The 26,990-nt window shown below is 67.4% G+C and carries 19 protein-coding genes and 1 pseudogene; 15 read left to right on the top strand and 5 right to left on the bottom strand.

Annotated features, from left to right (window positions below):
• Together ABD017_RS16585 and ABD017_RS16580 are read right to left on the bottom strand one after the other, a co-directional pair.
• The coding region (locus ABD017_RS16585) for an RIFT barrel domain-containing protein (protein WP_483430736.1) at positions 1-439 on the bottom strand (439 nt) is incomplete at its 3' end.
• A 310-nt stretch (positions 440-749) separates the two neighbouring features.
• Entirely contained in the window at positions 750-2,321 is a 1,572-nt protein-coding gene (locus ABD017_RS16580) for an alpha-N-arabinofuranosidase (protein ID WP_343883926.1), read from the bottom strand.
• A 354-nt stretch (positions 2,322-2,675) separates the two neighbouring features.
• On the opposite strand from ABD017_RS16580, the gene ABD017_RS16575 reads away from it, so the two are divergent.
• From ABD017_RS16575 to ABD017_RS16550, 6 genes are all read left to right on the top strand, one after another.
• Positions 2,676-4,460: a diguanylate cyclase gene (locus tag ABD017_RS16575; protein ID WP_343883925.1), complete on the top strand. Its 1,785-nt coding sequence runs from the start codon at positions 2,676-2,678 to the stop codon at positions 4,458-4,460.
• Positions 4,461-4,623: 163 nt separating this feature from the next.
• Positions 4,624-5,226, top strand: coding sequence for an OmpA family protein (locus ABD017_RS16570; protein ID WP_343883924.1), 603 nt, complete (start codon positions 4,624-4,626; stop codon positions 5,224-5,226).
• 344 nt (positions 5,227-5,570) lie between these two features.
• Complete coding sequence (locus ABD017_RS16565; RefSeq protein ID WP_343883923.1) at positions 5,571-6,509, top strand: tetratricopeptide repeat protein; 939 nt, start codon at positions 5,571-5,573, stop codon at positions 6,507-6,509.
• Between the two features lie 241 nt (positions 6,510-6,750).
• Positions 6,751-7,962 carry an MFS transporter gene (locus tag ABD017_RS16560; RefSeq protein WP_343883922.1) on the top strand — a complete coding sequence of 404 codons (1,212 nt, stop codon included), beginning with the start codon at positions 6,751-6,753 and terminating at the stop codon, positions 7,960-7,962.
• Positions 7,963-8,154: 192 nt separating this feature from the next.
• Complete coding sequence (locus tag ABD017_RS16555; protein ID WP_343883921.1) at positions 8,155-9,255, top strand: GGDEF domain-containing protein; 1,101 nt, start codon at positions 8,155-8,157, stop codon at positions 9,253-9,255.
• A 74-nt stretch (positions 9,256-9,329) separates the two neighbouring features.
• Positions 9,330-9,644 (top strand): hypothetical protein, encoded by a 315-nt coding sequence (locus ABD017_RS16550; RefSeq protein ID WP_343883920.1) that lies wholly within the window; start codon positions 9,330-9,332, stop codon positions 9,642-9,644.
• A gap of 73 nt (positions 9,645-9,717) precedes the next feature.
• Here ABD017_RS16550 and ABD017_RS16545 read toward each other — a convergent pair whose 3' ends face one another.
• The gene (locus tag ABD017_RS16545; RefSeq protein ID WP_343883919.1) at positions 9,718-10,158 is read right to left on the bottom strand and encodes a CHRD domain-containing protein; all 441 of its coding nucleotides are present in this window, start codon (positions 10,156-10,158) and stop codon (positions 9,718-9,720) included.
• A gap of 298 nt (positions 10,159-10,456) precedes the next feature.
• Between ABD017_RS16545 and ABD017_RS16540 the strand changes: the two genes are divergently transcribed.
• The gene (locus ABD017_RS16540; protein WP_343883918.1) at positions 10,457-10,978 is read left to right on the top strand and encodes a DUF3016 domain-containing protein; all 522 of its coding nucleotides are present in this window, start codon (positions 10,457-10,459) and stop codon (positions 10,976-10,978) included.
• A gap of 7 nt (positions 10,979-10,985) precedes the next feature.
• Here ABD017_RS16540 and ABD017_RS16535 read toward each other — a convergent pair whose 3' ends face one another.
• Positions 10,986-11,612 (bottom strand): trimeric intracellular cation channel family protein, encoded by a 627-nt coding sequence (locus ABD017_RS16535; RefSeq protein ID WP_343883917.1) that lies wholly within the window; start codon positions 11,610-11,612, stop codon positions 10,986-10,988.
• Positions 11,613-11,762: 150 nt separating this feature from the next.
• Here ABD017_RS16535 and ABD017_RS16530 point away from each other — a divergent pair, with 150 nt between their 5' ends.
• Positions 11,763-12,683, top strand: a complete 921-nt coding sequence (locus ABD017_RS16530; protein ID WP_343883916.1) for a M14 family metallopeptidase — start codon at positions 11,763-11,765, stop codon at positions 12,681-12,683.
• A gap of 26 nt (positions 12,684-12,709) precedes the next feature.
• Here ABD017_RS16530 and ABD017_RS16525 read toward each other — a convergent pair.
• Positions 12,710-12,865: pseudogene (locus ABD017_RS16525) on the bottom strand (HupB); the annotation flags it as partial.
• 176 nt (positions 12,866-13,041) lie between these two features.
• On the opposite strand from ABD017_RS16525, the gene ABD017_RS16520 reads away from it, so the two are divergent.
• The 7 genes from ABD017_RS16520 (at position 13,042) to ABD017_RS16490 (ending at position 26,913) form a co-directional block, all read left to right on the top strand.
• A complete protein-coding gene (locus tag ABD017_RS16520) occupies positions 13,042-13,251 on the top strand; it encodes a ubiquitin family protein (protein ID WP_343883915.1) in 210 nt (69 codons plus the stop codon).
• A gap of 80 nt (positions 13,252-13,331) precedes the next feature.
• A complete protein-coding gene (locus ABD017_RS16515; protein WP_343883914.1) occupies positions 13,332-14,612 on the top strand; it encodes a phospholipase D-like domain-containing protein in 1,281 nt (426 codons plus the stop codon).
• 315 nt (positions 14,613-14,927) lie between these two features.
• Complete coding sequence (locus tag ABD017_RS16510) at positions 14,928-15,125, top strand: KGG domain-containing protein (protein WP_343883913.1); 198 nt, start codon at positions 14,928-14,930, stop codon at positions 15,123-15,125.
• 156 nt (positions 15,126-15,281) lie between these two features.
• Positions 15,282-16,898: a carboxylesterase/lipase family protein gene (locus tag ABD017_RS16505; RefSeq protein ID WP_343883912.1), complete on the top strand. Its 1,617-nt coding sequence runs from the start codon at positions 15,282-15,284 to the stop codon at positions 16,896-16,898.
• Positions 16,899-17,351: 453 nt separating this feature from the next.
• Entirely contained in the window at positions 17,352-20,855 is a 3,504-nt protein-coding gene (locus ABD017_RS16500) for a glycosyl hydrolase 2 galactose-binding domain-containing protein (protein WP_343883910.1), read from the top strand.
• A gap of 154 nt (positions 20,856-21,009) precedes the next feature.
• On the top strand, positions 21,010-24,189 hold the full coding sequence (locus ABD017_RS16495) for a TonB-dependent receptor (RefSeq protein ID WP_343883909.1): 3,180 nt from the start codon (positions 21,010-21,012) through the stop codon (positions 24,187-24,189).
• Between the two features lie 414 nt (positions 24,190-24,603).
• On the top strand, positions 24,604-26,913 hold the full coding sequence (locus ABD017_RS16490; protein ID WP_425543762.1) for a GH92 family glycosyl hydrolase: 2,310 nt from the start codon (positions 24,604-24,606) through the stop codon (positions 26,911-26,913).
• The last annotated feature ends 77 nt before the right edge of the window (positions 26,914-26,990 follow it).

Here is a 26,990-nt window from a genome sequence, read left to right as displayed (position 1 = left end):
TCGTCGCCAGCAGTTGCGACAAGGTGACGTCACCGGCGGCGGGCGCCGGGCCGGCGCTGGCCGACAGCGCCAGCGGCAACGTGGCGCTGCCCGGCAGCGAGGACACCATCGCCGTGATCACGGCATGGCGCAGGCTTCCGTCCGGATAGGTGGCCTTGGCATCCACCTGCAGTGCGACTGGCTGGCCGTCCACGCTGGCGGTGACCGTCTTGCCGGCCGGCACGTCGCCGGCCTTGAACACCTGGCCGAAGCTCACCGGTACCAGGCTCTGGCCCTGCTTGGCCTGACTGACCACGGTGTTGGTCACCACCGTGGCGGCCTGCGCTGGGGTCATGCCCAGCAGCAGCGCGAAGGCGGCGCAGGCGGCCACGTTTCTGCCGGCCATGCGCACTCGCCCATCGCCCGTCGTGGACGGGCGCAATTGCTTGTGGATATTCATTTGATTCTCGCCTTACATCCGATGGACCGCCGGCAAGCGCGTTTCGCGTTTTCCGGTGCTTGGACGCAGCCCCCTGTCCACCCGAAGGTGGTGGCTTTGTCTTCAGTCGATTCGGCACTGGCGATCAGCAATCGCGGTCAAAGCGAAAGACCGTGAAATCTGCCGCCAGGGCCGATTCAAAGGCTACGCGTCGGTGACGGAGGCAACTGCGTACTGCACCGCAGATTGACGGGCATGCGTCATTCGGCCACACGGTTGCGGCGGCGGGCTTGCCAGGCCATGCCGCCGCATTGGACATCGAGGCGAGGCCTCAAGGTTGCAGTGTGACCACCGTCACGGAGGCGGGCGGCAGGCTCAGCACGATGGCGCCGTTCTTCAGTTGGCCGCTGATGGCTCGGGGCGCCACCGTGCGCGGATGGTCGAAGGTGTTGACGCTGTCGACTTTCGGCGCGCTCAGGGTCTGGCCCTCGGCCGAGCTGGCCTTGAAGCCCAGCGCGGCGGCGTCCACTTCCAGCGGCCGGTTCGGATCGAGGTTGGTCAGCGACAGCCAGATCTTGCTGTCCTTGCCCCTGGCGGCGATGGCGTCGAGGCGCGGCAGGGTGGTGTCGCCGTGCACGTAGGTGCCGGCGTCGTAGTTGACGGGGATGAAGGTGGCGTCCTGGAACGGCACGTACATCTTGAATACCTCGTAGGTGGGCGTCAGCACCATCTTCGGGCCATCGGTGAGGATCATCGCCTGCAGCACGTTGACCATCTGCGCGATGTTGGCCATGCGCACGCGGTCGGCATGGCGGGCGAAGATGTTGATGTTGAGGGCGGCCAGGATCGCGTCGCGCTGGCTGTTCTGCTGCATCAGGAAGGCGGGGTTGGTGCCCGGCGTGGGTGCCAGCCAGGCGCCCCATTCGTCGACCACCAGCGCGATCTTCTTCTCCGGGTCGTACTTGTCCATCACCGCCGACTGCTTGTCGATCAGCGGGCCCATCTTCAGGGTCTCCTTGAGCACGTGCGCGTACGCCGCTTCGTCGAAGTTGGTGGACGGCATCTTGTCCTGGAAGCCGCCGTAGAGCGTGTAGGAGTGCAGCGACAAACCCTGGATGTCGAACGACCAGCCGTGGCGTTCCTTCCAGGTCTTCATCACCGCCTCGGTCCAGGCGGTGTCGTCGGTGCCGGGGCCCACGGCGATCTTCAGCGACGGCTCCTTTGCGTTGTAGCTGCCCACGAAGCGGGCGTAGCGGCGCAGCTCGGCGGTGTATTCGTCCGGCGTCATCAGGCCGCCGCAGTCCCAGCTTTCGTTGCCGATGCCCATCATGGCGACGCGGTAGGGCGCGGGGTGGCCGTTGGCCGCGCGCAGCTTGGCCAGCGTGGTCGGCTGGTCGGCGGTCATGTACTCCATCCAGTCCTGCGCCTCGGCCACGGTGCCGGAGCCGACATTGAGCGAGATATAGGCCTCGGCGCCGACCTGCTGGGCGAAGTCCATGAACTCGTCGGTGCCGAACGCGTTGGAGTCCACCACGTTGCCCCAGGCCGTATTGACGCGCGTGGTGCGGTTGGGGCCGATGCCGTCGCGCCAGTGGTAGCTGTCGGCATAGCAGCCGCCGGGCCAGCGCACGTTCGGCACCTTGATCGCCTTCAGCGCGGCCACGACGTCGTTGCGGATGCCGCGCGTATTGGGGATGGCGGAATCCTTGCCCACCCAGATGCCGCCGTAGATGCCATGGCCGAGCTGTTCGGCGAACTGGCCGAAAAGGTGGCGGTCGATGGTGGCGCCGGGCTTGCCGGCATCGACGGTGAGCCGGATCGCGCGCTCGGCGGCGTGCGCTGGCGCCGTGGCGGCGAAGGCGGTGGCCAGCGCGCACAGGCCGACGGTCATGAGATGACGCATGGAATTCCCCTCGGGTAGGTGGGTGGGTGTGGCGTAAGCGTGTGGCGACCCGGATCGGCCGCCCGAACGGCTGAGCATGAAACAAAACACGGTGCCAGGGCTAGTTTTCGCCCGCTCTCCGAAAGGCCACGCAAGGTCAGCTGCGGCAGCAGGCACGGCTGCGCTTTGCGGCGTGGGCTGGGTAAGATGGGCGGTACAAGCTGCGGTGCGCCGAGGCATCGGGGCGGGGGAGCCACATGAGGTCACCGAATCGGATCGGCGCAAGCAGACTTCGGATCGCCGTCGCCACGCCGGCGTGTTCGATGGGCTGCCCGCCGATGAGGCGCGCGCATACCGCCAGGGGCCAGGCGCCGCATGGCGCGTAGCACGCCATTCCCGCCGTGGCGGCGATGCCTGGCCGCGTTCGGCCTGGTGGCCGGCCTGTCTTTTTTGCACGCCACCACGGCGCTGGCCGATGCTCCCGCGGATGTGGGGACCCTGCTGGCGCAGGCGCAGGCGATACGCGCGAAGGATCACCCGCGCTTCCTGGAAATGCTGGGTCAGCTGCACCGACGCCAGTCGACGCTGTCGCCCGACCAGCAATGGCAGCTGCGCCTGCTCGATGCCTGGGAGGCCTTGTTCGAGGGACAGTACGCGAAGGCCGAGCCGCTGCTGCGCGAGGTCGTTGCCCACGCCGGGCTGGACCAGCAGAGCCTGGCCAACGGCATGCTGCTCAACATGCTGGCGATCCAGCACCGCTACGACGAGGCGTTTGCGCTGGCCGAGCAGTTGTCCGCGGTGCTGCCGCGGCTGCGCGACCGCCATGCGACCTACGTGGTGTTGTCGCAACTGTCCCAGCTGATGGCGTCGGCCGAGCAGCCCGAGCCGGCCGCTGCGTACGCCCGGCAGATGGAGCAATTCACGCCGCCGGGCGAGTCGCTGTGCCGGCCCTATGTCTACCTGTTCGGCGCCCTCAACGCGAAGGGCGACCTGCCGCCCACCGATCCGGTCTATCGCAAGACGATCGACACCTGCGTGGCGGCCGGCGAGCCGATCTATGCCAACACGGTGCAACTGGATCTTGCCCGGCGGCAGGCGGACGTGGGCGACACCGCCGCGGCGCTGGCCCTGCTCAAGCGCATTGCGCCGGGCGTCATGGCGCAGAACTACCGCGCCCATGTGTTCGTGCTTCGCAGCACGCTCGGTTACGCGTACTGGGTGGCCGGCGACGCGGCCGCGGCCAGGCGCTGGGCGTTGGCGGCACTGGCCATGGATGCGAAGGGCGATTTCGACGGGCTGTCGGAAAACGTCTATCGGGTGCTTTACGAAGTGGCCAACAGGGCCGGCGATTACCGCACCGCGCTGGATTATTACCGGCACTACAAGGAGGTGGAATTCCGCTCGGTCGACAATGCCCAGGCGATCGCGCTGGCCTACCACACGGTCCATCAGCAACTGGCGATCCACAAGCTGCAGGTGGCCGAGCTGGGCAAGCAGAACAGCCTGCTGGAGCTGCAGCAGGCGCTGGACCGCAAGGCGGTGGAGACCAGTCGGCTGTATGTGGCCCTGCTCTTGGTGGTGCTCACCTCGATCGGGTTCTGGCTGATCCGGCTCAAGCGCTCGCAGCTGCGGTTCAAGAAACTGGCCCGCCGCGACAGCCTTACCGGCATCCTCAACCACCAGCACTTCGTGTGGGAGGCCGAGCAGGCGCTGCGCTACGCGGAAAAATCCGCGCGCCATGTCTGCGTCGTGGTCATCGACCTGGACCACTTCAAGCGGATCAACGACACCTACGGGCACGCGGTGGGCGATGCGGTGCTGCTGCGCATCGTGGCCCTGTGCCAGGCCCACCTGCGCTCCATCGACGTGTTCGGACGGCTGGGCGGCGAGGAGTTCGGGCTGGTGCTGCCGGAATGTGCACCGGGCGATGCGATGGATATCGTCGAGCGGATACGCGCGGCCATCGCCGGCACGCCGTTCGACGAGAAGATCCTCGAGGGCACGATATCGGCCAGCTTCGGGCTGGCCTCGACCGAGGATGGCGGCTACGCGTTGCCGACGCTGATGGCCAAGGCCGATGCGGCGCTGTATCGCGCCAAGCATCGCGGCCGCAACCGCGTCGAGATGCACGCCGAGGACGCCAGCTTCATGCCCGCCTGACTCCGTCCACCCGCGGCGCAACCGTTTTCGGCGGCCTCGCCGGGCGAGTCGCGAGTCAGGCGATGTAAATATTTTCACGGTATGGCGGTGCTAGGTTGGACGACGCCCGAGCCGATGGCCGCGTCGTTGCCGACGTCGCCGGCTCCCTACCCGAGGAGAAGCCATGATCAACTCGACGATGCGAAAGATGTCCGTTCCGCTGCTTCTGGCAGCGGTGGCGCTGGGTGGCTGCACCCACTACGTGAAGCAGGCGGACTTCGATTCGGCGATCGCCGAGTTGCGGGCCAATGATCAGAAGCAACAGCAACAGCTCGATGCGCTGACCCAGGAAATGCAGCAGCGCTTCGCCAGGTACGATGCCCAGATCGCCGAGATGGGCGGGCGGGTGCGCGTCGACACGGCGGCGCATTTTGCGTTCAACGACGCCACCGTGCGCGATCAGGACAAGCCCTTGCTGGACGATTTCGCCAAGGTCATCAGCAGCCATTATCCCGGCGCCACCATCACCGTCGAGGGCTTTGCCGATCCGGCCGGTTCGAAGGGCTACAACCGCCGCCTCGGCCAGCGTCGCGCGGAAGCGGTACGCGACTATCTGGTCAACTCGGGCCTGTCGGCCGACCAGTTGCGCGCCGTGAGCTATGGCGAGGACAGCAACCGCCAGGTGGACCGCGGCCAGTCGCGCGATGCCGGCGCGTCCAACCGCCGGGTCACGCTGGTGGTGGATTTTGCCGGCAATGCCGCCGGCACTCAGGCCAGCGCGAGCTGATCGGCGTCAGGCCGCAGGCAGCAACCCAGACCGGGGCGGTGCGCACTTCACGGGGAAGTCGCCCGCCCCTTTTCTTGTCCGGCCACGCGAGGTGGCGTCGGGCCGACAGGCCAGGGCGCCTCGGATATCCAGGTTCGGAGGCGGATTCGTGGCAGCACTTTCCAATGCCCCCGAAAAGGTTAGACTGACCGCAGCAACCATTCCCGCCCCTCCCCAGGCGTGGAGGTTTCAACATGGTCATTCTGACGTACGCAGCGTTGTTCGCATCGGCTGTTGCATCGTCCGTTGCCGCGCCCCCGCCGGCGATGCCGGTGCTGCCCCCGATGCCGCGCCCGGAGCAGATCATGGTGCTCCCACCGGAGCTGCGCACGCAGTTCCAGGCGCAGGTGATCGACCCGGGAGGCTCGCAGCGCGCCCGGCTGGAGCGGCTGGCGGGTTTCCTGTTCAAGAAGACCGGCCTGGGCATGGAGTACACGGTCGACCCCACGTACACCGTCGCGGAGGCGTTCCGCACGCGCAAGGCGAACTGCCTCACCTTCACCCTGCTGACCGTGGCGCTGGCGCGCGAGGCCGGTCTGCAGGCCTACGGGCAGGAGCTGCTCGACGTGGTTTCGTGGCGTGCGGAGCAGGACGTGGTCTACGGCTTCAACCACGTGAACGCGGGCATCCTGATCGGCCAGTCGCACTACACGATCGATGTGGCGCGGGATCTGCTGGTTGCGCGCAGCCCGCCCGAGCGGATTTCCGACGAGCACCTGCTGGCGCTGTACTACAACAACCGCGCCGCCGAGTTGATCGTCAGCGCCTCGCCCGCGGTGGCCGACGAATACATGGCGATGGCCTTGCAGCTGGCGCCGCGCTACGCCAGCGCCTGGGTCAATGCGGGCGTGTTGAACCTGCGCAAGGGCGACCGCGCGGCCGCCGAGCGCGATTACCTCAAGGCGCTGGCGCTGAGCCCGGAAAACGGCAGCGCGCTCTTCAACCTCGTCACGCTCTACCGCGACAGCGGCGACCAGGCGAAACGCGCCTTCTACGAGGGCCGGCTGGAGAAGGTGCAGGAGAAGGACCCCTACTTCGAGTTCGTGCAGGCCGAGGGCAATGAAAGGAAGGGCGACTACGCCGCTGCCGTGCAGCACTATCGCCGGGCCATCCGGCTGTATGACAAGGAGCCGAGGTTCTACCTGGGGCTGGCCCGTGCCTACCAGCAACTGGGCGAGCAGCGGCAGGCCGAGCGCGCCTTGAACCGCGCTGCCACGTTGAGCAGCAGCACGGCGGGGAACTAGGCGAGGTTTTGCAATCGCGGGCAAGCCATCCTTGCCCGCGAAAGTTCAGTCCCGGTTGCTGCCGCCAACCCTAAGCTTGGTCGAACAAGGCCCGCACGCTGCCGCCCGCCACGCGCTTGTCGCCGCTCCTGTAAGGTGGGGCGGGGCGGAGCAGGTGGCCGCCTTTTTCCCTTTCCCTCGCGTTGTCGTCGAAGGCCTGTCATGGGCGGCGCCGCACGCATTGCCCATCGCCTGCCCGCCTATGCTGTCCAGTATCCGCACCGCGACCCCGCTGCTGCTGAGCACCGTCTTCCTGTTGATGGGGGTGGGCCTGCTGCACACGCACATCGCGCTGGAGGGGCGGACGCTGGGGTTTTCCGTAGCCATGATCGGCGCGCTGACGTCGGCTTATTACGCCGGCTTCCTGCTTGGCACCTACACGATTCCGCGGCTGACGCATCGCATCGGCCACATCCGCACGTTCGCGTTCTGCACGTCGCTGGTGGCGGTGGTGGTGCTGGTGCAGGCGCTCGATCCGGTGTACGGCGTGTGGCTGGTGATGCGCGTACTGCAGGGGCTGTTGCTGGTCGGCCTGTACGCGATCATCGAGAGCTGGCTCAACGCCGTGGCCGAGGCGTCCCATCGCAGTTCGGTGTTCGCGATCTACATGATGGTGAACCTCGCCGCCAGCGCCACCGCGCAGCAACTTCTGCGCATTCGCGGCGAGGGCTTCGTGCTGTTCTGCGTCGTCGCGATCCTGTTCTGCGCGGCCAGCCTGCCGGTGGTGATGACGACCCAGCCGCAGCCGCAGGTGCATTCGGTGCCCAAGGTGCAGGTCAGGCGCCTGTTCCGGCTGGCGCCGACGGCGCTGGTCAGCGCGTTCATCTCCGGCCTGGTGCTCGGTGCGTTCTGGGGACTGCTGCCGTTGTATGCCGTCGCCCGCGGCCTGGACGCCGCCGGCATCGGCACCTACATGAGCGCCGCGATCGGCGGCGGCGTCCTGCTGCAGTGGCCGTTGGGGCGCTTCTCCGACCGCATCGACCGGCGCCTGGCGCTTTCGCTGATCAGCGTCGTCGCGGCGCTGGCGGCGCTGGTCAACCTGCTGCTGCCGGCGGCCGGCGGGGTGGTGGCGATGGTGGTGATCTTCGTCTTCGGCGGCATGAGTTTCACCTTGTATCCGATTGCCGTGGCACACCTGGTGGACTACCTGCACCGCGAGGAATTGCTGTCCGCCTCCAGCACCGTGCTGCTGGTCAACGGCGTCGGCTCGGCGGTGGGTCCGCTGCTGGCCGGTGCGCTGATGTACCTGCTGCGGCCGGAGCTGCTGTTCGTGTGGTTTGCGGTACTCGACGGCGCGCTGGCCGCCTACGCGCTGTACCGCTTCACCCGCCGCAAGCGCGAGGTGACGCCGGACGACAATTTCGTGCCGCTGGTGAACACCACGCCCACCGCGCTGGACCCGCGTTCCCCCTGACCGCCTTGCGCTGTCCCGTGTTTTTTTGCCGCGGTCGAGGCATGCTCCGCTTGCCGGCCGCCGCCGTCGATGGGCGCGGCGGCCGTCGAATCGCCACAGGGGCCTACCGATGACCGAAGCCATGCAGCGACCTCCTGCATCCCGCGATTGCCGCCGGCCGGTGCCCCGCGCCACGCCTACGGAGCTGCCCCGATGCCGCTGACGCCGGACGTCGCCATGTCATCGCACGCCGATCGCCAACCGGCGCCCTACGCCGGGCGCGAGCGCAAGCGCGCGGCCTTGCTGGCGATATTCGCGTTGTGCTGGGTCGGCCTGGTGCTGGCGTGCGTGGTGACGGAATCGCGCGGCGTCTCCTCGCCGGCGCTGCATGCGGTATTTGCGGCAAACATCGTCTTCCACCCGCTGATGTTTGCGCTCGTTTACGGCCGATGGCTGCCCGAACGCGTGGTGGACCTGGCTTGCCTGCTGTTTGCCGCCGGCATCTGCGCCGCGTGCATGGTGCTGCGGCTGTACTTTCCCGTCCAGGGCGGTCGCATCGAGCTGGAGCGGCTGTACTTGTGGATACCGGTGATCTACGTGTTCGCGTTCACCGTGGCCGGGCACAAATCCAGCCTGGCCCTCTCGCTGGGCCTCATGGCGCTGTTCTTCGCGATCAGCCTGCCGTACCTGTTGCAATCGCCCGCGGAACGGTTTGCCAGCCTCACCATCCAGTTGCACGTGGTTTCCGCCGTGCTGGTGACGGCGCTGTATTTCTTCTCCGGTCACCACCAGCGGCTGCAGCTGACGATGGATGAGCTGGCGGCGTTGTCGCACACCGACGAACTGACCGGCTTGCCCAACCGGCACCGGATCTCGCAGGTGGTGGACTACGAACTGCTGCGGTTCGAGCGCCATGGCCGCGGCTTCGCGCTGATCCTGATCGACATCGATCGCTTCAAGGACGTGAACGACCGGCTCGGCCAGCAGGCGGGCGACCTGGCGCTGAAGGCACTGGCGTTGCGTGCGCGCCAGACGCTGCGCGACGGCGACACGCTGGGCCGCTGGGGCGGCGGGGAGTTCGTGATCGTGCTTCCCGAGGCCGGGCTCGACGACGCCCTGCGCAAGGCCCGCGCGCTGTGTGCCCACGTGGGTCGCACGCCGCTGATCGACGATCTGTCCATCACCATCAGTTGCGGCGTGGCCAGCGTCACGCCCGCCGATATGGCGCAGAGCCTGTTCCAGCGCGCCGATGCGGCGCTCCACGCGGCCAAGCAGCACGGCCGCAACCGGGCCGAAAGCGCCGCTCCGGCCTGATTGACGGCGGCGGGCGCACGCAGCACACGAGGAGCGCGCCTTCGCGTGTCGGCAGCAACTCGGGAGGAACGGGAATGTCGATCGGCTGGACCTTGCTGGGCACGTTCGGGCAGCTGATGCTGGCCGTCTTCCTGTTCATGCTGGTGGCGTTCTCCGGCGGCGGCCTGGTCAACGGCGGCCACTTTCGCCGCGCCCAGGTGCGGGTGCTGGACGTGTCGGCGATGGTGCTGCCCGGCACATGCGCGTTGAGCGCGGCAATCGTGCTGTTCCTGCACTGGCAAGGGGCCGGCGCGACATCGTATGCCTGGTATGCGCTGCCGCTGGGCGCGACAGCGCTGTACCTGATCTATTTCCGCATCCTGGTTCATCAGTCGCGCGGCGGCCGCTGAATCGGGGGCGGGCCGCACACGACTCGCCCCCTTGCCGCGTACCGGAGGCTTCCGGCCTGTGGGGCGCTTCGCGCTACATCCCCGCTGATCCGTCCACCGTCATCTGCGCGCGCGCCTCGCCCTTCGGGTGCGCCTTGGTGTGCAGGTTCACATAGGTCGCGCCATCGAGCATGGCCGACTGGGTTTCGGCGTCGATGGTCACCGTGTTGCTCATGCCGGTCTTGTAGGGGCCGGGGATGAGTTTCATCACGCCGGCTTCCACGCCCGGTTTGGCCGGCCCGTGGAAGTGCGCGATGGTGACGGGGCCGCTGAGGCCCTTGTAGTCGATGGTGTATTTGAGCTGGTGCGTGGTGGTGTCGAGGGTGGCGGCCACATGCCCCGAGGGCTGGCCGGCGGCACCGTGTTCACCGGCGAAGTCGCCGCTCAGGGCGACGTCCTTGGCGGTGGCGGCGGTAGAGAAAACGAGCAGGGCGGCCACGGCCAGTGGCAGCGCGGTGCATGGCGACTTTTGCATGGTGGGATCCTCTCGGGTCGTGGTGCCGGTGTCCCCGGCGGAGTGGCCGATGGGGTCGACGTGAGGGTCGGCGCAACCGGATCGCCGGCGAGTGTGGCATGGCACGCGTGCAGGCCACGGCAAGGTTTTCATGCCTGCGGGCGCCATCGCCCTGTCATCGTTTTCGGTCGTTTCGGCGATGGCTGCGGTTCACCGAACGCCTCGATCCACAGACGTATACTGCCCCGGAACCGGTCGCCCGGCAGGGCTTTCCCCGCCGGGCGCCGCCGCTGTCCTGATCCGATTCGGGAGACTTGCGATGAAATTGTCCTCCACGCCGCTGCTCGCCTGCATGGTCGTGCTGGCGCTTGCCTGCACCAGCGTGCGCTCGGCGCCACCGCCGCCGCCCACCAATGTCACCGTGCATTACACCGATCCGAAACTGTTCACCGAGACGAAGCGCAGCGCATTCGCGCATCCGATCGATGCCAACGGTTACCTGGCCCCGCTCAAGGATTACATCGCCCAGCGCGCGTCGCGCATCCTGAAGCCGGGCCAGCGGCTGGACATCAAGGTGACGGACGTGGACCTGGCCGGCGAGTACGAGCCCTGGCACGGACCCAACCTGAGCAGCATCCGCATCATCAAGAACCGCTATCCGCCGCGGATCGACCTGGACTTCACGCTGTATGGCGCCGATGGCCAGGTCTTGCGCCAAGGTAGCCGCACCTTGCGCGACATGTCCTTCATGGATCACGCCGGCCTCAGCGACAACGACCTGCTGCGTTACGAGAAGCCGATGATCGACCGCTGGCTGCGCCAGGGGCCCGACAAGCTTTGAGTTGCCCTCAGGCGTCCGGGTCGCGGCCGAACCGGGGCAGGTTCCAGTGCCGGTGCAGGGACAGAAAGCGCAGCGAAAAACAGAACAGGATCGGCAGCCAGGTCGCCCACATGGGGGGCCAATCCAGGCGCTCGCCGATGACCGCCAGGGCGGCGCCGGCCAGCGCCGCCAGCGCGTAGATCTCCTGCTGCAGCACGATCGACACGCGCGCCAGCAGCACGTCGCGTGCCATGCCGCCGCCGATCGCGGTGACCATGCCCAGCAGGATCGCCACCTCCGCGTTGTGTCCGAACAGCAGCGCTTTGTGCGCGCCGTACACGGCAAACAGGCCCAGCCCCATCGCGTCGAACAGGCGCACCGGATAGGTCAGCCGCTCCACCCACGGGTAGGCGGCGATGGTGAACAGCGCGGCGATCACCGCCGTCAGCAGGTAGCGCCAGTCGGACAGGCCCGCCGGCGGAATCGCGCCGATCAGCACGTCGCGCGCGATGCCGCCGCCGCAGGCGGTGATGAAGGCCACGGCGAGGATGCCGAACAGGTCGAGCTGGCAACGCCGTGCCGCGGTGGCGCCGCTGATCGCGAAGGCGAACGTGCCCGCCAGGTCCACCGCGTTGAATAGCAGTTGTTCGTTCATGCCCGTTCCATCACCCGCGCCGTGCGGCGATCCCCGTCGACAATCTAGCCGATCCGGCATGGCGCACAACCGGCGCCATGCCGTGATGTCGACCTTGCGTTGCCGACCCCGGTGCTACAGTGCGCAGCTTTCCACGGCGGGAGCGAGCGAATGAGCCAGTCACCTTATCCGATCGGCACGCCCGGACGTCCGTGGGGCGAGGCGGAGGTAGCGGCCTGGCAGTCGCTGCAGCGCGTGCGGCGCAGCTACCGGGCCGACGTGCTCGATGCCATCGATGCGTTGCGGCCGCGTTTCGACGCGGTCCCCTATGGGCAACTGGATTACCCGCCGGACAGCTATCCGCTGCTGGCGGTCCGCAGCCGTGACTGGCGCGACGAGCTGCCCTGCGTGCTGGTGACCGGCGGCGTGCACGGCTACGAGACCAGCGGCGTGCATGGCGCGCTGCAGTTTCTCGACCGGCACGCGGCGGATTACGCGGGCAGGGCCAACCTGGTCGTGGTGCCGTGCGTCAGCCCGTGGGGCTACGAGCGGATTCATCGGTGGAACATGCTGGCGCTCGATCCCAACCGCTCGTTCCGCGAGAACAGTCCGGCGCAGGAATCGGCGGCGCTGATGCGCCTGGTGGCGCCGTTCCGCGACCGCGTACTGGTGCATGTGGACCTGCACGAAACCACGGACACCGATGAGACCGAATTCCGCCCGGCGCTGGCCGCCCGCGATGGCGTGGCGCACGTGCCGGGGGAAATCCCCGATGGTTTCTATCTGGTGGACGACAGCACGCAGCCGCAACCGGCTTTCCAGCAGGCCATCATCGACGCCGTGGCCAAGGTCACCCACATCGCGCCGGCGGATGCGCGCGGCGAGATCATCGGTTCGCCCGTGGTGGGGCCGGGCGTGATCGCCTATGCGCTGAAGGCGCTGGGCTTGTGCGCCGGCATCACCGACGCGCCGTACAAGACCACCACCGAGGTCTACCCCGATAGCCCGCGGGCCACGCCCGAACAATGCAATGCCGCGCAGGTGGCGGCAGTGTGCGCCGCCATCGACTACGCGTTGCGGCACGCCCGTTAGGACGCCGCCCGTGGGCGCGTCGCTCAGGATTTCTTGCCGCTACCGTCCTGCTTGTTCACGGTGGCCCAGGCGATGCGTTCGGCCGTCTTCTCCGACTTGCCCTCCTTCTTCTCGCTTTTCTCGATGTGCGCCGCCTGGCGTTTCTGCTTGTCGGTGTACGAGGATTTGTCGCCCTTGGACATGGCACGGCTCCGTTGACGGGGGATGCGGCAAGGTATCGCGCACGCGGTTAACGGGCAGTGGTCGATCGGCGCCCGCGGCGTGAATGCACGTCGCGGCAAGCGCGGTCATCTTCACGTTGTCTGCCACGGGCTTGTGGCATTGATGCGTCTTTCCCGCCGCATACGAGGTTTCCATCATGAGCCAGGCCCACCAGGAGCGCGCCTTCGAGGACAGCGGCAAGGCATTCGTCGCTATCCTGAACAAGCAGGATGACGGGCTGTACAGCGCCACGGTGCGCCTGCCCGACGGCTCGCTGCGCATCGTGCCCGCGGAGCATTTCGACAGCGAGGATGCCGCCCTGCAAGCGGCACAATCGTTCGCGCACGAACTGGTGGGGTCCTGCTGACGCGCCAACGACGAGGCCAGGGAGAGCCCGCCTTCCGGCGGCGGTGAACGGTTGCGGGGACGGACGCGATGGCGGTAACGGTGCGGTGGCGACGACGTATTCTCTGGCTGCTGACCGGCGCGCTGGCGGCGGGCCTGGCCGGCATCGTCCTGCTCAACGTCTGGCCGCACGAAAAGCAGCTGGAGCACCGTCTGCAGCATGTCAGTGCGGTGGAGAGCGCGCAGTTCCGTCGCGAGATGGGCACCTTGCTGGGCACCGGCGTCAGCGCCGGCAACGCGGTGGCGGACTACCAGAACGGCGAGGAGATCTTCCCCGCCATGCTGGCCGCCATCCACGGCGCGCGGCACAGCGTCAACCTGGAAACCTATATCTACTGGTCGGGCGAGGTGTCGAAGAAGTTCGTGGCCGCGCTGACCGAGCGCGCGCGCGCCGGCGTGCGCGTGCACGTACTGGCCGACTGGCTGGGCTCCACCCGCATGAAACAGGAGGTGGTGGACGCCCTGCGCGCCGGCGGCGTGCGCTTCGAGTATTTCCATCCGCTGCACTGGTACTCGCTCGATCGCATCAACAACCGCACCCATCGCAAGCTGCTGGTGGTCGATGGCAAGGTGGCCTTCAACGGTGGCGTGGGCATCGCCGACGCGTGGGAAGGCAACGGCCTGCAACCCGATCACTGGCGCGACATGCAGTTTCGCGTGGAGGGCCCCGCCGCGGCGCAGATGCAGGCCATCTTCAGCCAGAACTGGCTGGCCACCACCGGCGAGGCGCTGCTGGGGCCGGACTACTACCCCGAGGTGCCGCGCGGCGGCGACCTGTCGGTGCAGGCGTTCGCCAGCTCGCCCGATGGCGGCAGCGAGAACATGCAGCTGATGTACCTCATGGCGATCAACGGCGCGCGCCGGCGCATCGACCTGGAGGCGGCGTACTTCGTGCCCGACGAGCTCACCCTCACCGCGCTGCGCGACGCCATGCGCCGCGGCGTGCGGGTGCGGCTGGTGGTGCCGGGCCCGTACGTGGACAGCGCCATGGTGCGCAACGCCTCGCAGGCGAGTTGGGGCGCGATGCTGCAGGCGGGCGCGCGGATGTATCGCTACCAGCCCGCGCTGTTCCACAACAAGCTGATGGTAATCGATGGCTATCTCACCATCGGCGGCTCGGCCAACTTCGACAATCGCTCGTTCCGGCTCAACGACGAATCCAATATCGCCATCTACGACCATGCGTTCGCCGCCCACATGACCGAGGTGATCGACTCGGACATTGCCCGCTCGCGCGAGCTCACGCTGGCGCAGTGGCGCCAGCGGCCGTGGCGACGGCGGGTGTTCGACTGGCTCTCCTCGCGCGTCGCCGATCAGCTCTAAGGAAGCTCTGATTTTGCTCGTCATCCCAGCGAAAGCTGGGATCCAGCGCCTCCAAGTTATTGAGTGTAACGGCACTGGATTCCTGCTTTCGCAGGAATGACGAGCAAAAGCTGGTTGATCAGACCTTTCCTAACTGCGGCGCGCTTTTCCAAACCGTGCGCCGCGGTCCAGTCCGCTCGTTTGTCGATGAGCTCGTTCACTTGTGCGAAGCCGCGCTTGATCCGCACTGAAGGCGTTTTTCATGGCCGCTTCGATAAGGTGGCAGGCGTCCGCTCACCAGGGCGGGCGCACCTCCCCAACCACTGGGGAATCCCCATGAGCAACGACAACAGCAAACGCGGTTTTGCCTCGATGGACGACGACAAGCAGCGCGAGATCGCGGCCAAGGGCGGTCGTGCGGGCGGCGGTGACCACGCCTCGCACGAGCAGCACGTACAGGCCGGCCGGCAGAGCAGCGGCGGCTCGCACGAGCAGCACGTCAAGGCGGGACAGCAGAGCCACAAGAACGACTGACCCAAGCATCATCCTCCGGACGGGCGGTCTGCGGGCCGCCTTTTTCGTGCGCGATCGGAGCATGGCGTGCCGCCGCCGTCGCCGTGGTGCCGCGCGGCGGGCGCGGGAGCGGTGGAATGGTCTACCCTGCGCAAACGTTTCCCGAGGAGCCTGCCGATGATCGTTTCGTCCCGATGGATGGCCACGGCCTTGCGCCGTGGCGTGGCCGTGGCATTGATGGTGTTGCTGGGCGTGGATGCGCATGCCGCCGCGCCCACGGTGACGCTGGCGGGCGGCGCCATCAGTGGCACGCGCGCCAGCGCCGATGGCGTGGCGTTGCATGCGTTCCTCGGCGTTCCCTACGCGGCGCCGCCGGTGGGCGCGTTGCGCTGGAAACCACCGCAACCGGTGGTGGCGTGGTCGGGCGTGCGCAAGACGCAACAGTTCGGCCCGCGCTGCATGCAATTGCCGATCTACAGCGACATGGTGTTTCGCAGCAACGGCGTCAGCGAGGATTGCCTCTATCTCAACGTGTGGACACCGGCGCAGGCCACCGGGCAGAAGCTGCCGGTGCTGGTGTATTTCTACGGCGGCGGCTACATGGCGGGCGATGCCTCGGAGCCGCGCTATGACGGCGCCGGCATGGCCGCGCGCGGCATTGTCACGGTGACGGTGAATTACCGGCTGGGCGTCTTCGGCTTCCTGGCGCTGCCGGCGCTGGCGGCCGAATCGCCGCAGCACGCGGCCGGCAACTACGGCTTGCTGGATCAGAACGCCGCGCTGCACTGGGTGCGGCAGAACATCGCCCGCTTCGGTGGCGACCCGAAGAAGATCACCATTGGCGGCGAATCGGCCGGCTCGATGTCGGTGAGCGCGTTGATGGCCTCGCCGCTGTCGCGCGGCGTGATCGCCGGCGCCATCGGCGAGAGTGGCGCGCTGATCGCGCCGCTGGCGCCGCTGTCGCTGGCGGTGGCGCAGCAGCGCGGCGAGAAGTTCATGGCGCAGGTCGGCGCCGATTCGCTGGCGGCGTTGCGCGCCATGCCCGCCGACGCCCTGCTGCAGGCCACGGCGGACAAATCCACGCCACGGTTCGCTCCCGATATAGACGGCTATTTCCTCACCGAGCCGCCGGCGGCCACCTTCGCGCGCGGCGCACAGGCGGCCGTGCCGTTGCTGCTTGGAAGCAATTCGCAGGAGGGTTCCTACGTCGGCCTGCTGGATGGCAAAGCCCCCACGCCCGCCAACTACCGTGCCGCGCTCGAGCGCCTGTTCGGCGCGCAGGCGCAGCGTGCGCTGGCCCTGTATCCGGGCGATGACGAGGAGGCAGTGAAGCGCTCGGGCACCGCGCTGGCCGGCGACATGTTCATCGCGCACAGCACCTGGCGCTGGATGGACCTGCATCGGCACACCGGCAACGCACCGGTCTATTTCTATTACTACGACCAGCCGCGACCGGCCAAGCGCCAGCCCGCGGCGGGCGAAAGCGCCGATGCCGGCGCGGTGCACAGCGCCGAGATCGAATACGCGCTGGGCAACCTCGATGGCAATCCGGTCTACGCGTGGACGGCGGCCGATCGCGAAACATCGCGCATGCTGCAGGGCTATTTCGCGCAGTTCATCAAGCACGGCAACCCGAACGGCGATGGCCTGCCGACGTGGCCGGCGGCGGCCGAATCCGACGGCGGGCTGTTGCGCCAGACCATCGACGCACACCCGCGCACCGTCGTGGATCACGGCGCGCCGCGGCAGGCATTCCTGCAGCAGTTCTACGCCACGCAACCTGGCGCGCTTTGAGCTGTCGCTTGGCACGTTGACGAAGCCGGGCAACCGGCGGTAGCGCTGATCCGTACCGCCAGCATGACATTTCGCTTTTGCGGCGCTGGCCGGTGATGCCCCGGCACGCTGCACCACCGCGCCTGAGGTTTTGGCTGCCCGGCTGATGCAAGCACCCCGTGTGGCGCGCGGTGGCGCGGAGCCGCCCGTCTGTCGGTCTTGCTGCGCGCGCCCATGCGCGTCGGCGTCTTCACACAGCGGCGTCATCGGCTGATTCCGATCGCTATCGACCGCCCTTGGGGGCGAGTTGACTTCACCATATCGGGCGGGTAACGTTACCTAGCTCCCGCGGTGCAGGCTCCCGATCCTGTGGTTGGTGGCGGTCGCGGCGCTTTCGCGATGCCCGGGGCGAGAAAAAGCGGCAGCCAGATGGCCATGCTCGTCAACACGCCGATGATCCGGGGAGGATCTCGAATGCTGGACAGAGAGACCGGGAGCGCGCTTCGCATCGCCTGCGCCGTCGTCGTGGCGGTGGCCCTGTGGGTGGTCGTGCCGGCGGTCGGCGCCACCGTGCACGGGCCCTGGAATGCCGATGTGCTGCAGGGCGGCCCCGGGCTGCAGGCACCGATCCCCGACGGCGCCCCCGTGCTCGACGCCAAGGGCGACTGGAGCGCGTACGCCTGGGTGTATCCAGGCCGGGCATCGCAAGCCAGGCAGTTGCTGGCCGGCTTTGGCGATCCCGCGGGGGCGGCGCGCTATTTCCTGCTCGATCACGGCCGGTTGGGCTTTTGGTGGGGCGGCTCGGCGACGACCTCGTCGCGGGCCGCCGTGAGCGCGGGGCATTGGCATTTCGTCGCGGCCGTTTCCGATGGTCGCGGTTTTTCGCTGTACCTGGATGGCGAACGGGTAGCGTCCGCTTCGGCGCCGCAGGTCGCGGTTGCCGCGAAGATGGCCATCGCGCCCGTGGCACCGTGGCCCGGTGACGAACACTTCGGCGGCAAGGTCGCCGGCTTCACCGTGCAGGATGGCGCCCTCGACAGCCGGCAGTTGGCGGCGATGGCGAAGCGGCCGCCCGATCCGTCGCTGACCCGGTTTGCCGACGCGTCGCCGCACTGGCCGGTGCAGACGAAGCAGATGGCCGGCCAGGTCGAACCGCAACCGCCGGCAAGCCTGCCGAAGAGTCGCGCGCCGTTTTCCGCCCCTTACGCAAAGCCGCCTGGCGATCGCGTGGCATTGAAGCCCGACGGCGTCGATCGCTGGGAGCTGGGGCGCTGGCAGCTTGCCTCCGCGCCCGACCTCGACAGTGCAGGAGGCGCCGCCCTTTCATCGCCGGATTACACCGCCGGCAAGCCATGGATGGCGGCCACGGTGCCGGGCACCGTGCTGACCACCCTGATCGATCGCGGTGTCTATCCTGACCCGGCGTATGGCCTGAACAACATGGCCATCCCCGAGTCGCTGCACCAGCACGACTGGTGGTATCGCACCACATTCGCGCTGCCGGCGGAGCTTGCCGGCCAGCCGTTGCGGCTGACCTTCGACGGCATCAACTACAGCGCCGAGGTGTGGATCAACGGGCAGCGTGCGGGGCAGGTCGAGGGCGCCTTCATTCGCGGGCAATTCGATGTCACCGGCTTGCTGAGGCCCGGCAAGGACAACGCGATCGCGGTGCGCGTTTCGCCGCCGCCGAATCCCGGCGTGCCGCATGAGCAATCCATCACTGCCGGTCCCGGCCCCAACGGCGGCATGGAGGCGCTGGACGGTCCCACCTTCATCGCCAACGAAGGCTGGGACTGGATCCCCGCGATCCGCGATCGCGACACCGGCCTGTGGCAGAAGGTGGTGCTGAGCGCGGCCGGCCCGGTGCGCATCGGCGACACCCACGTGGTCACCCGGCTGCCGGATGCCGATCATCACCAGGCGGACATCGACGTCGACGTGCCGCTGGAAAATGCCGGCAGCGCGCCCGTCCAGGGCCAGCTGCACATCGCCTTCGGCGACGTCGCCGTCGACAAGGCGGTGACCGTGCCGCCCGGTGGCACCACGGTGAAATTGCGCCCGTCCGACTTCCCGGCGCTGCGGGTGCAGCACCCGCACCTGTGGTGGCCGAACGGCTACGGCGAGCCGTACCTGTACGACATGAAGGTCAGTTTCGCGACGGACGGAAAGACCTCCGATCAGTCGCAGTTCCAGTTCGGCATTCGCCAGATCAGCTACGAGCTTTCGCTGTTCGATCAGCAAGGCAGCTTGCGTCGCGTGCTGGTGACGCCGGACATGACGAGTGCGCCCGGCGAACGCCTGGTCGACGTCAGCCACAAGGGTATCCGCGAGACGCCGGACGCGTGGGCCTACTCCCTGTTGCCGGCGGCGGAACACTCGCCGGCGGTGACCGAGCTGACCGACAAGCGGCTGGCGCCCTATCTGATTCTCCGCGTCAACGGCGTGCGCATCGCGGTGAAGGGCGGCAGCTGGGGCACCGACGATTTCCTCAAGCGCGTCTCGCGCGAGCGGCTGGAGCCGTATTTCAAGCTGCAGCGCGACGCGCACGTCAACGTGGTGCGCAACTGGGTGGGGCAGAGTACCGAGCCGGTGTTCTACGAGCTGGCCGACAAGTACGGCCTGCTGGTGTTCAACGATTTCTGGCAATCCACCCAGGATTACAATCTGGAGCCGCAGGACGATGCGCTGTTCCTGCGCAACGCCGCCGACACCATCAAGCGCTATCGCAACCACCCCAGCATCGCGCTGTGGTTCGGCCGCAACGAGGGCGTGCCGCAGCCATTGTTGAACCAGCGGCTGGACACCTTGATCGCGGATCTCGACGGCACCCGGCTGTACATGCCCAGCTCCAACCGCATCAACCTGTGGAACAGCGGCCCGTACAGCTACCAGCCGCCGGCGGCGTACTTCACCACGCTCGCCAAGGGTTTCGCGGTGGAGGTGGGCACGCCGTCGTTCCCCACGCTGGAGGCGTTCGAGGCGATGATGCCCAAGGCCGACCAGTGGCCGATCAGCGACAGCTGGGCGTACCACGACTGGCACCAGTCCGGTAACGGCGACGTGGGCAGCTTCATGGACGCCATGCGCACCGGGTTTGGCGAGGCCACCAGCCTGGCGGACTTCGAGCGCAAGGCGCAGATGATGAACTACGTCAGCTACCGCGCGATCTTCGAGGGCATGAACGCGGGGCTGTGGACACAGAACAGTGGCCGCCTGCTGTGGATGAGCCACCCGGCGTGGCCCAGCACCACCTGGCAGATCTACAGCAGCGACTACGACACCCAGGCGTCCTACTACGGCGTCAAGGAAGCCTCCGAGCCGGTGCACGTGCAGATGAACCTGCCCGACCACCGCATCGTGGTGGTCAACAACACCGCCGCGCCGCTGCATGGCCTGACCGTGTCCGCGCACGTCTTCGCGCCCGATGGCGCCGGCCATCGCGAACTGGCCACCGGCAACGCCACCCTGGATGCGCGGGCCATCGCGGTGACGCCGGTGACGATGACGACGGCCGACATTGGTCGCTTGTCGAACCAGCACGGCCTGGTGTTCGTGCAACTGCAACTGCATGACGCCGGCGGCAAGCTGGTATCGCGCAATTTCTACTGGGTGGCGCATGAGCCGGCCGACCTGCGCAAGCTGGGCGACCTGCCCCAGGTGGGCCTGGATGTGCAGGCGCGGCGCGAAGCCGGTGGCATGCGCGTGTCCGTCCGCAACGACTCCACGCACGTCGCGCTCGGCACCAGGCTGACGGTGGTCGATGCGCAGGGGCAGCGCGTGTTGCCGGCCTACTACAGCGGCAACTACCTCAACCTCGCGCCCGGCGAAACGCGCGAGGTCACCATTACCGGCGATACCGCCACCGCGCTGGATGGCGCGGCGAACCTGAAGATGCGCGGATGGAACGTGCGCGCGCAGTCCGTGCCTTTGGGCACCTCCGACACGGTGCCACCGGCGCCGCCAACCAGCAGACAGTGAAGCGATAGAGCGTGGCCGCCGGCCGGGCGGCAACGAGGCGGGGGCGATCGGTCTCCACGCCGCACCGGCGAGGAGACTGATGGCTCGTGAAGGTAGCGTTACCAGAAGAACAAGGGCATCCAACAGTGCGAATCAAACTGCGGAGGAGAGGGAAATGAGTCGTTTCAATTACGGTAGTTTTCAGATGAAGCCGCTGGTGGTGGCGGTGGCAACCAGTCTGGCGATCGGTTGCTCCGCTGTGGCATGGGCGGCACCCGCCAACCCTGCCGCGGACGCCGCGCAGGCCACGCCCGCGGCTGGGCAGGAGCAGGGCGCGCAGGACACCACCACCGGCAAGAGCGACGCGAACCAGCGCGACGCGACGCGGCTGCAGGCGGTCACCGTCACCGGCATCCGTGCGTCGGAGGCCCGGTCGGTTGAACTCAAGCGCATCGCGCCGTCGATCCAGGACAGCATCTCCGCCGTGGACATCGGCAAGCTGCCCGACGTGACGATCGCCGATTCGCTGCAGCGGATCACCGGCGTGCAGATCAACCGCTCCGGTGGCGAAGGCAGCTCGGTCAACGTGCGTGGCCTGCCGCAGGTGGGCACCACGCTGAACGGCGAGTCGTTCATGACCGCTGGCTCGATCGTGTCGGTGCAGCCCAACTTCACCGACATTCCCTCGCAGCTGTTTTCCGGTGCCGACGTGATCAAGTCGCCCACCGCCAGCCTGCTTAGCAGCGGCATCACCGGCACCATCAACCTGCGCACGCGCCGCCCGTGGGATCTGGAATCGGGCTGGACGTTCGCGGGCGCCGCCGACGGTTCGCACGGGTCCAAGGTGGACAAGTGGAACCCGGAGGCCAACGGCCTGATCGGCTTCAACGACGAGGGCAAGTGGGGCGTGCTGGTTTCAGCCGCCTATTCCGATGACACGCTGGAAAACTCCACCGACGGCATGGACCAGTACGGCGGCAAGTTCTACGGCGAGAACGCGGCCAGCGCCACCGACGGCAGCGGTTTTCTGGGCGGCTTCAACACCGCGCCGATTCCCTCGGCCATCCATCAGCTCGGTGGCGGCAATGTCGATGTCAACGGCAACGGCAACGCCGGCGACGCGTTCTACGGCAGCCAGAATTTCACCGCCATCGACCGCGAACTGGAGCGCAAGCGGCTGGGCATCAATGCCTCGGCACAAGCCGACCTGGGCGCCGGGTTCACCCTCACCAGCGATGCGTTCTTCACCCGCCAGAAGCAGTTCAACCGTCAGACCGGCTACCAGCTCAACTCGGCCAGCTGGATGGGCGGCACGTTCGTGCCCGTGGTATCGCGCGACACCGGCAAGACGATCCAGGGCGCGTACAACGGCGATGAAGGCTGGAACCAGCGGCTGTACACCACGCAGGTGTACCAGAAGTGGCTGGGCGACCTGGAGACCTATGCCGAGAACGACGTCACCAACACCATCTCGCGCAACTTCAACCTGCAGCTGGATTACGACAACGGCGGCAACTTCACCGGCAGCGTGCGCGGCATCACCGCCAGCGCACATGAATCGCTGATGCAGAGCTATGTGCAGTTCGCTGATGCCGATGGCACGGCGTGGCCCAACGATCCGGTCGATGCGGCGCCGCCGGGCACGTTCATCTATCCGGGCGGCAACCGCGTGTTCAACCCGAACGGTTTCGCGCCCAACGTGGTGCCGGTCACCGTGGACATGCGCGGCGACCATCTCGCCATCACGCTGCCGCAGGCATTGCAGACCTTCCTGTCCGATCCGAACAACTACGCGTTGAAGACGGTGTCCAGCGAAGGCAACCATGAGCGCGAAAGCAGCATGAACATCCTGCGCGCCGATGGCCATTACCGCTTCGACGACTCGGGGTTCAAGCTGGACTTCGGCGTGCGCAGCAGCATCCGCTCGGCATCCAACATCAACTTCAACATGGTCGCGCCGGTCTATGCCGGCAACGGTGCCAGTGATCCGAATGGTTGCCTGGTGCGCTGGAAGGCCGCCGACGTGGTGCTCAACGGCGGCGGCATCGACGGCGCCTGTACCGCGGGCAACGCGCAAGGCTTCTATCGTGCCGGCGTCATCTCCGCGCAGAACCCCAGCCAGCTGCCGGGCATCATCGGCAACAACATGCGCCACGACAACAGCCTGGCCGGGGTCAGCGGCGTGAGCATCTACAACCTCGACCCCAAGGCAATGGACAACCCGCTCGCGTTCCAGGAAGCGCTGTATCCCGGTGAGCAGCGCAACGTCGATCCGGGCGGCACCTGGGCCGTGCGGCTGAAGGAGCGCACCGCCTACCTGCAGGCCGGTTTCGACAGCGACGGCGCCGTGCCGATCAGCGGCAACCTGGGCCTGCGGATGGTGCGCACCACGCTGGATGTCACCCAGCACGCGGTGGGCGACGCCGCGCCGTACGGCCTGCTGGCCGCGGACAACGGCACCATCCACAGCTCGCGCACGTATACCGACTACCTGCCGGCACTGAACCTGGCGTTCGACTTCACGCCAGAGCTCAAGCTGCGCCTGGCCTACTCGAAAAACATGATGCCGCTGAACCTCGACCAGTGGGGCGGCGGCCTGACCCTGAACTACGGCATCGACACGTCGACGCCGGGTTCCACGCTGTTCCGCGTGCTGGGCGGCAACTCCTCGGGCAACCCCAACCTCGATCCGTGGCGCTCGTCCAACTACGACGCCTCGCTCGAGTACTACATGAGCCCGTCGACCATGGTCAGCGTGGCCGCGTTCTACATCGACGTGGACAGCTTCATCAACAACGGCAGCGTGCAGAACTGCGCCTTGCCCGACCAGGATGGCCAGGTGCGCAACCACTGCGTGTCGATCAACGGGCCGGTGCAGGGCGGCGGCAACTGGCTGCACGGTTTCGAGTTCGGCCTGAAGCAGGACTTCAAGTTCCTGCCCGGCATCTGGGCGAACTTCGGCGTCGGCGCCAACTTCACCTTCTCGCCCAGCAACACGGGCACCGACCTGGCCGGCAACGAAATCCCGTTCCAGGACAACTCCAAGAAGCAGGCCAACCTGGTCGTCTGGTACCAGGACGACAGGTTCGAGGCGCGTGTGGCGGGCAACTACCGCTCCAAGCGCGCGGTGTCGCAGAACTTCGGCGGCATCCAGGGCATGGAGATGTACCAGGAGCCCACGTTCTACGTCGACGCCTCGGTCAGCTACAAGGTGACGCCGAACGTGGAGGTGTACGCGCAGGGCTCCAACCTCACCAACGAGCACGAGCGCTACTACCTGGTGTGGCCCGACCAGGTGGCCAACACGACGCAGTTCGAGCGTCGCGTGATGCTGGGAGTCCGGGCTCACTTCTGAGCGAAGGACGTGATGCGCCGGGGAACTGCAACAGCCCTCCCCGGCCTCCCGGCGCATCAACGGGCTCCTGAAAACCGTGGGCCACAAAGGGGGCGATGCGCAGGCATCGCCCCCTTTGTTTCTGACAGAAAGCCCGGCGGACTCCGCTTGCGTGCCGAACGGATCCGCGCCGCCGAATGTGCATGCGATGGGCGATCGGCTCGCGGCATCGCGGGAACCGGAAGCCGGCATCCGAACTGCGGCCGAGGCTGCACATTCGTTCGACAACCGCGCATTACACTGCCGCGATGCGGTGGACATCACGTGGCGGCAGCCAGGATGTGAGGCTTTTCGCTGGCCTCCACCGATCCTCACATCATCGTCGAGAGCGCCATGTCGCGAATCAACACTGCTCCGCACCGCCGCGCATGTCGGATGGCCTTGCTGGTGCTGTGCCTTCACGGGTTCGTCGTGCATGCCGGTCCTGCGAACGATGCGGCGTGGATGGCCGTCGATCCGCGCATCGGCACCGGTGGCGACGGTCACACGTTTCCCGGCGCGACGGTACCGTTCGGCATGATCCAGCTGAGCCCGGACACGGCGATGCCCGACTTCAAGCATGCGTACAAATGGGCGGCCGGCTACCAATACGGCGACCGCAGCATCATGGGTTTTTCGCACACGCATTTTTCCGGCTCCGGCCATTCGGACCTGGGCGACGTGTTGCTGATGCCGATCGCCGGCGACGTGCGGCTGGAACCGGGCGATCCGGACAGGCCGGGCAGCGGCTACCGCTCGCGCTACTCGCACGACAGCGAGGTGGCGCAGGCCGGCTATTACGCGGTGACGTTGAGCGACTACGGCGTGCGTGCCGAACTCACCGCGGGGCGCCGGGTCGGCTGGCATCGCTACACCTTCCCGGCGGACAAGCCGGCACACGTATTGCTGGACCTGCGCCCCAGCATCTACGACTACGCCGGCAAGGTGCTGTGGGCCAGAGCGCGCGTGCACGGCGACGGCACCGTCACCGGCTGCCGCACCACGCGCGGCTGGGCGCCGGGGCGCGAGCTGTGTTTCGCGATGCGTTTCTCGCAGCCGATGGTGTCGCGCCGCTTGCTCGATCGCGAAACCGACGTCGTCTACAAGGGCTTCAAGGGGCCGGGCAACCAGCCCGTGGACAACGAGGCGCAGAACGGTCGCGCACTGGTGGGCGTGTTCGATTTCGGCGCGTTGAGGCAGCCGCTGGAGGTGAAGGTGGCGATCTCGCCGGTGAGCGAGGCCAACGCGGTCGCCAACCTGGACACCGACGGCGCCGGCTGGGATTTCGACGCCCGCCGCGCGGAGGCGAAAGCGGCCTGGGCCAAGGCGCTGGCGGTGGTCGACATCGATGCGCCGAAAACCGCCAGAACGCAGTTCTACACCGCGCTGTACCACGCGATGCTGTCGCCCACGCTGAGCATGGACGTCAACGGCGATTACCGCGGGCCGGATCATGCGGTGCACCGCGCCAGGGATTTCGAGTTCTATTCCACCTGGACGCTGTGGGACGTGTATCGCGCGCAGCAGCCGCTGATGGTGTTGCTGCATCCGACGCGCAGCACCGCTTTCATCCGTTCGCTGATCGCCGCGCGCGAGGCCAGTCCGTTCGGCATCCTGCCGGTGTGGGCGTACCAGGGGCTGGAGACGTGGTGCATGATCGGCTACCACGCGGTGCCGGTGATCGCCGACGCGTACATCAAGGGTGTGCGCGGTTTCGATGCGGCCGGGGCGCTGCAGGCGATGGTGGCCAGCGCCAGCTACGGCCCCTACGGCGACCTGGCCGACTACATGAAGCTGGGCTACGTGCCGATCGACAGGGAACCCGAGGGCGCCTCCAAGACGCTGGAATACGCCTACGACGACTGGTCGCTGGCGCAGATGGCGAAGGCCATGGGCGAGACCGATATTGCGGCCGCTTTCGAAAAACGCGCCGGCAACTGGAAGAACGCGTGGGATCCGAAAACCGGTTTCATGCGCGCGCGCCTGAGCGACGGCACGTTCCGCGAGCCGTTCGATCCCGAAGCCGCCGGCTACGGCACCGACTACACCGAAGGCAACGCCTGGCAATACTCGTGGTACGTGCCGCAGGACGTGGCCGGGTTGATCGCCGCGATGGGCGGCGACGCGAAATTCGTGGACAAGCTCGATGCGCTTTTCGACGCGAAGATCGATCCGGCCCATTTCAAGAACGTCGAGGACATCACCGGCCTGATCGGCTGGTACGCGCACGGCAACGAGCCCAGCCACCACATCGCCTACCTCTACGACTACGCCGGCGCGCCGTGGAAGACGCAGGCGCGGCTGAAGCAGATCATGGACAGCCAGTACGCGGCGCGGCCGGATGGCCTGAGCGGCAATGACGACTTGGGCCAGATGTCGGCCTGGTACGTGTTCACCGCGCTGGGCTTTTATCCGGTGATGCCGGGCAGCGACGAATATGCGATTGGCCGTCCGTTCGTGGCGCGCGCCAGCTTGCACCTGGACAACGGCCGCACGTTCACGGTCAGCGCCTCGCCGCTGGATGATGCCCACCCCTACGTGGGTGCGGTGACGCTCGACGGCAAACCGCTGACACGCACGTTCCTGCGTCACGCCGAGATCCTGGCGGGCGGCACGTTGCACTTCACCATGCAGGCGCAGCCGGACAAGCGCTGGGGCACCGACGTTTCCGCGCGGCCCGCATCGATGAGCGCGTACGGGCAATAAGCGGCCACGGCTGCATTCGCTGCGGAGACCCCAGGTTCTGCTCGTCATTCCAGCGTTCGCTGGAACGACCAGCAAAG

Origin of the sequence: Rhodanobacter caeni (assembly GCF_039523575.1) — a bacterium.
Lineage (GTDB): Bacteria > Pseudomonadota > Gammaproteobacteria > Xanthomonadales > Rhodanobacteraceae > Rhodanobacter > Rhodanobacter caeni.
This window is presented reverse-complemented; position numbering and strand designations above follow the sequence as displayed.

Coding starts and splice junctions, on each gene's coding strand:
- ABD017_RS16580 (WP_343883926.1), bottom strand. CDS start 2,321: ATGCGTCATCTCATGACCGTCGGCCTGTGCGCGCTGGCCACCGCCTTC.
- ABD017_RS16575 (WP_343883925.1), top strand. CDS start 2,676: ATGGCGCGTAGCACGCCATTCCCGCCGTGGCGGCGATGCCTGGCCGCG.
- ABD017_RS16570 (WP_343883924.1), top strand. CDS start 4,624: ATGATCAACTCGACGATGCGAAAGATGTCCGTTCCGCTGCTTCTGGCA.
- ABD017_RS16565 (WP_343883923.1), top strand. CDS start 5,571: ATGGTGCTCCCACCGGAGCTGCGCACGCAGTTCCAGGCGCAGGTGATC.
- ABD017_RS16560 (WP_343883922.1), top strand. CDS start 6,751: ATGCTGTCCAGTATCCGCACCGCGACCCCGCTGCTGCTGAGCACCGTC.
- ABD017_RS16555 (WP_343883921.1), top strand. CDS start 8,155: ATGCCGCTGACGCCGGACGTCGCCATGTCATCGCACGCCGATCGCCAA.
- ABD017_RS16550 (WP_343883920.1), top strand. CDS start 9,330: ATGTCGATCGGCTGGACCTTGCTGGGCACGTTCGGGCAGCTGATGCTG.
- ABD017_RS16545 (WP_343883919.1), bottom strand. CDS start 10,158: ATGCAAAAGTCGCCATGCACCGCGCTGCCACTGGCCGTGGCCGCCCTG.
- ABD017_RS16540 (WP_343883918.1), top strand. CDS start 10,457: ATGAAATTGTCCTCCACGCCGCTGCTCGCCTGCATGGTCGTGCTGGCG.
- ABD017_RS16535 (WP_343883917.1), bottom strand. CDS start 11,612: ATGAACGAACAACTGCTATTCAACGCGGTGGACCTGGCGGGCACGTTC.
- ABD017_RS16530 (WP_343883916.1), top strand. CDS start 11,763: ATGAGCCAGTCACCTTATCCGATCGGCACGCCCGGACGTCCGTGGGGC.
- ABD017_RS16520 (WP_343883915.1), top strand. CDS start 13,042: ATGAGCCAGGCCCACCAGGAGCGCGCCTTCGAGGACAGCGGCAAGGCA.
- ABD017_RS16510 (WP_343883913.1), top strand. CDS start 14,928: ATGAGCAACGACAACAGCAAACGCGGTTTTGCCTCGATGGACGACGAC.
- ABD017_RS16505 (WP_343883912.1), top strand. CDS start 15,282: ATGATCGTTTCGTCCCGATGGATGGCCACGGCCTTGCGCCGTGGCGTG.
- ABD017_RS16500 (WP_343883910.1), top strand. CDS start 17,352: ATGCTGGACAGAGAGACCGGGAGCGCGCTTCGCATCGCCTGCGCCGTC.
- ABD017_RS16495 (WP_343883909.1), top strand. CDS start 21,010: ATGAGTCGTTTCAATTACGGTAGTTTTCAGATGAAGCCGCTGGTGGTG.
- ABD017_RS16490 (WP_425543762.1), top strand. CDS start 24,604: ATGGCCTTGCTGGTGCTGTGCCTTCACGGGTTCGTCGTGCATGCCGGT.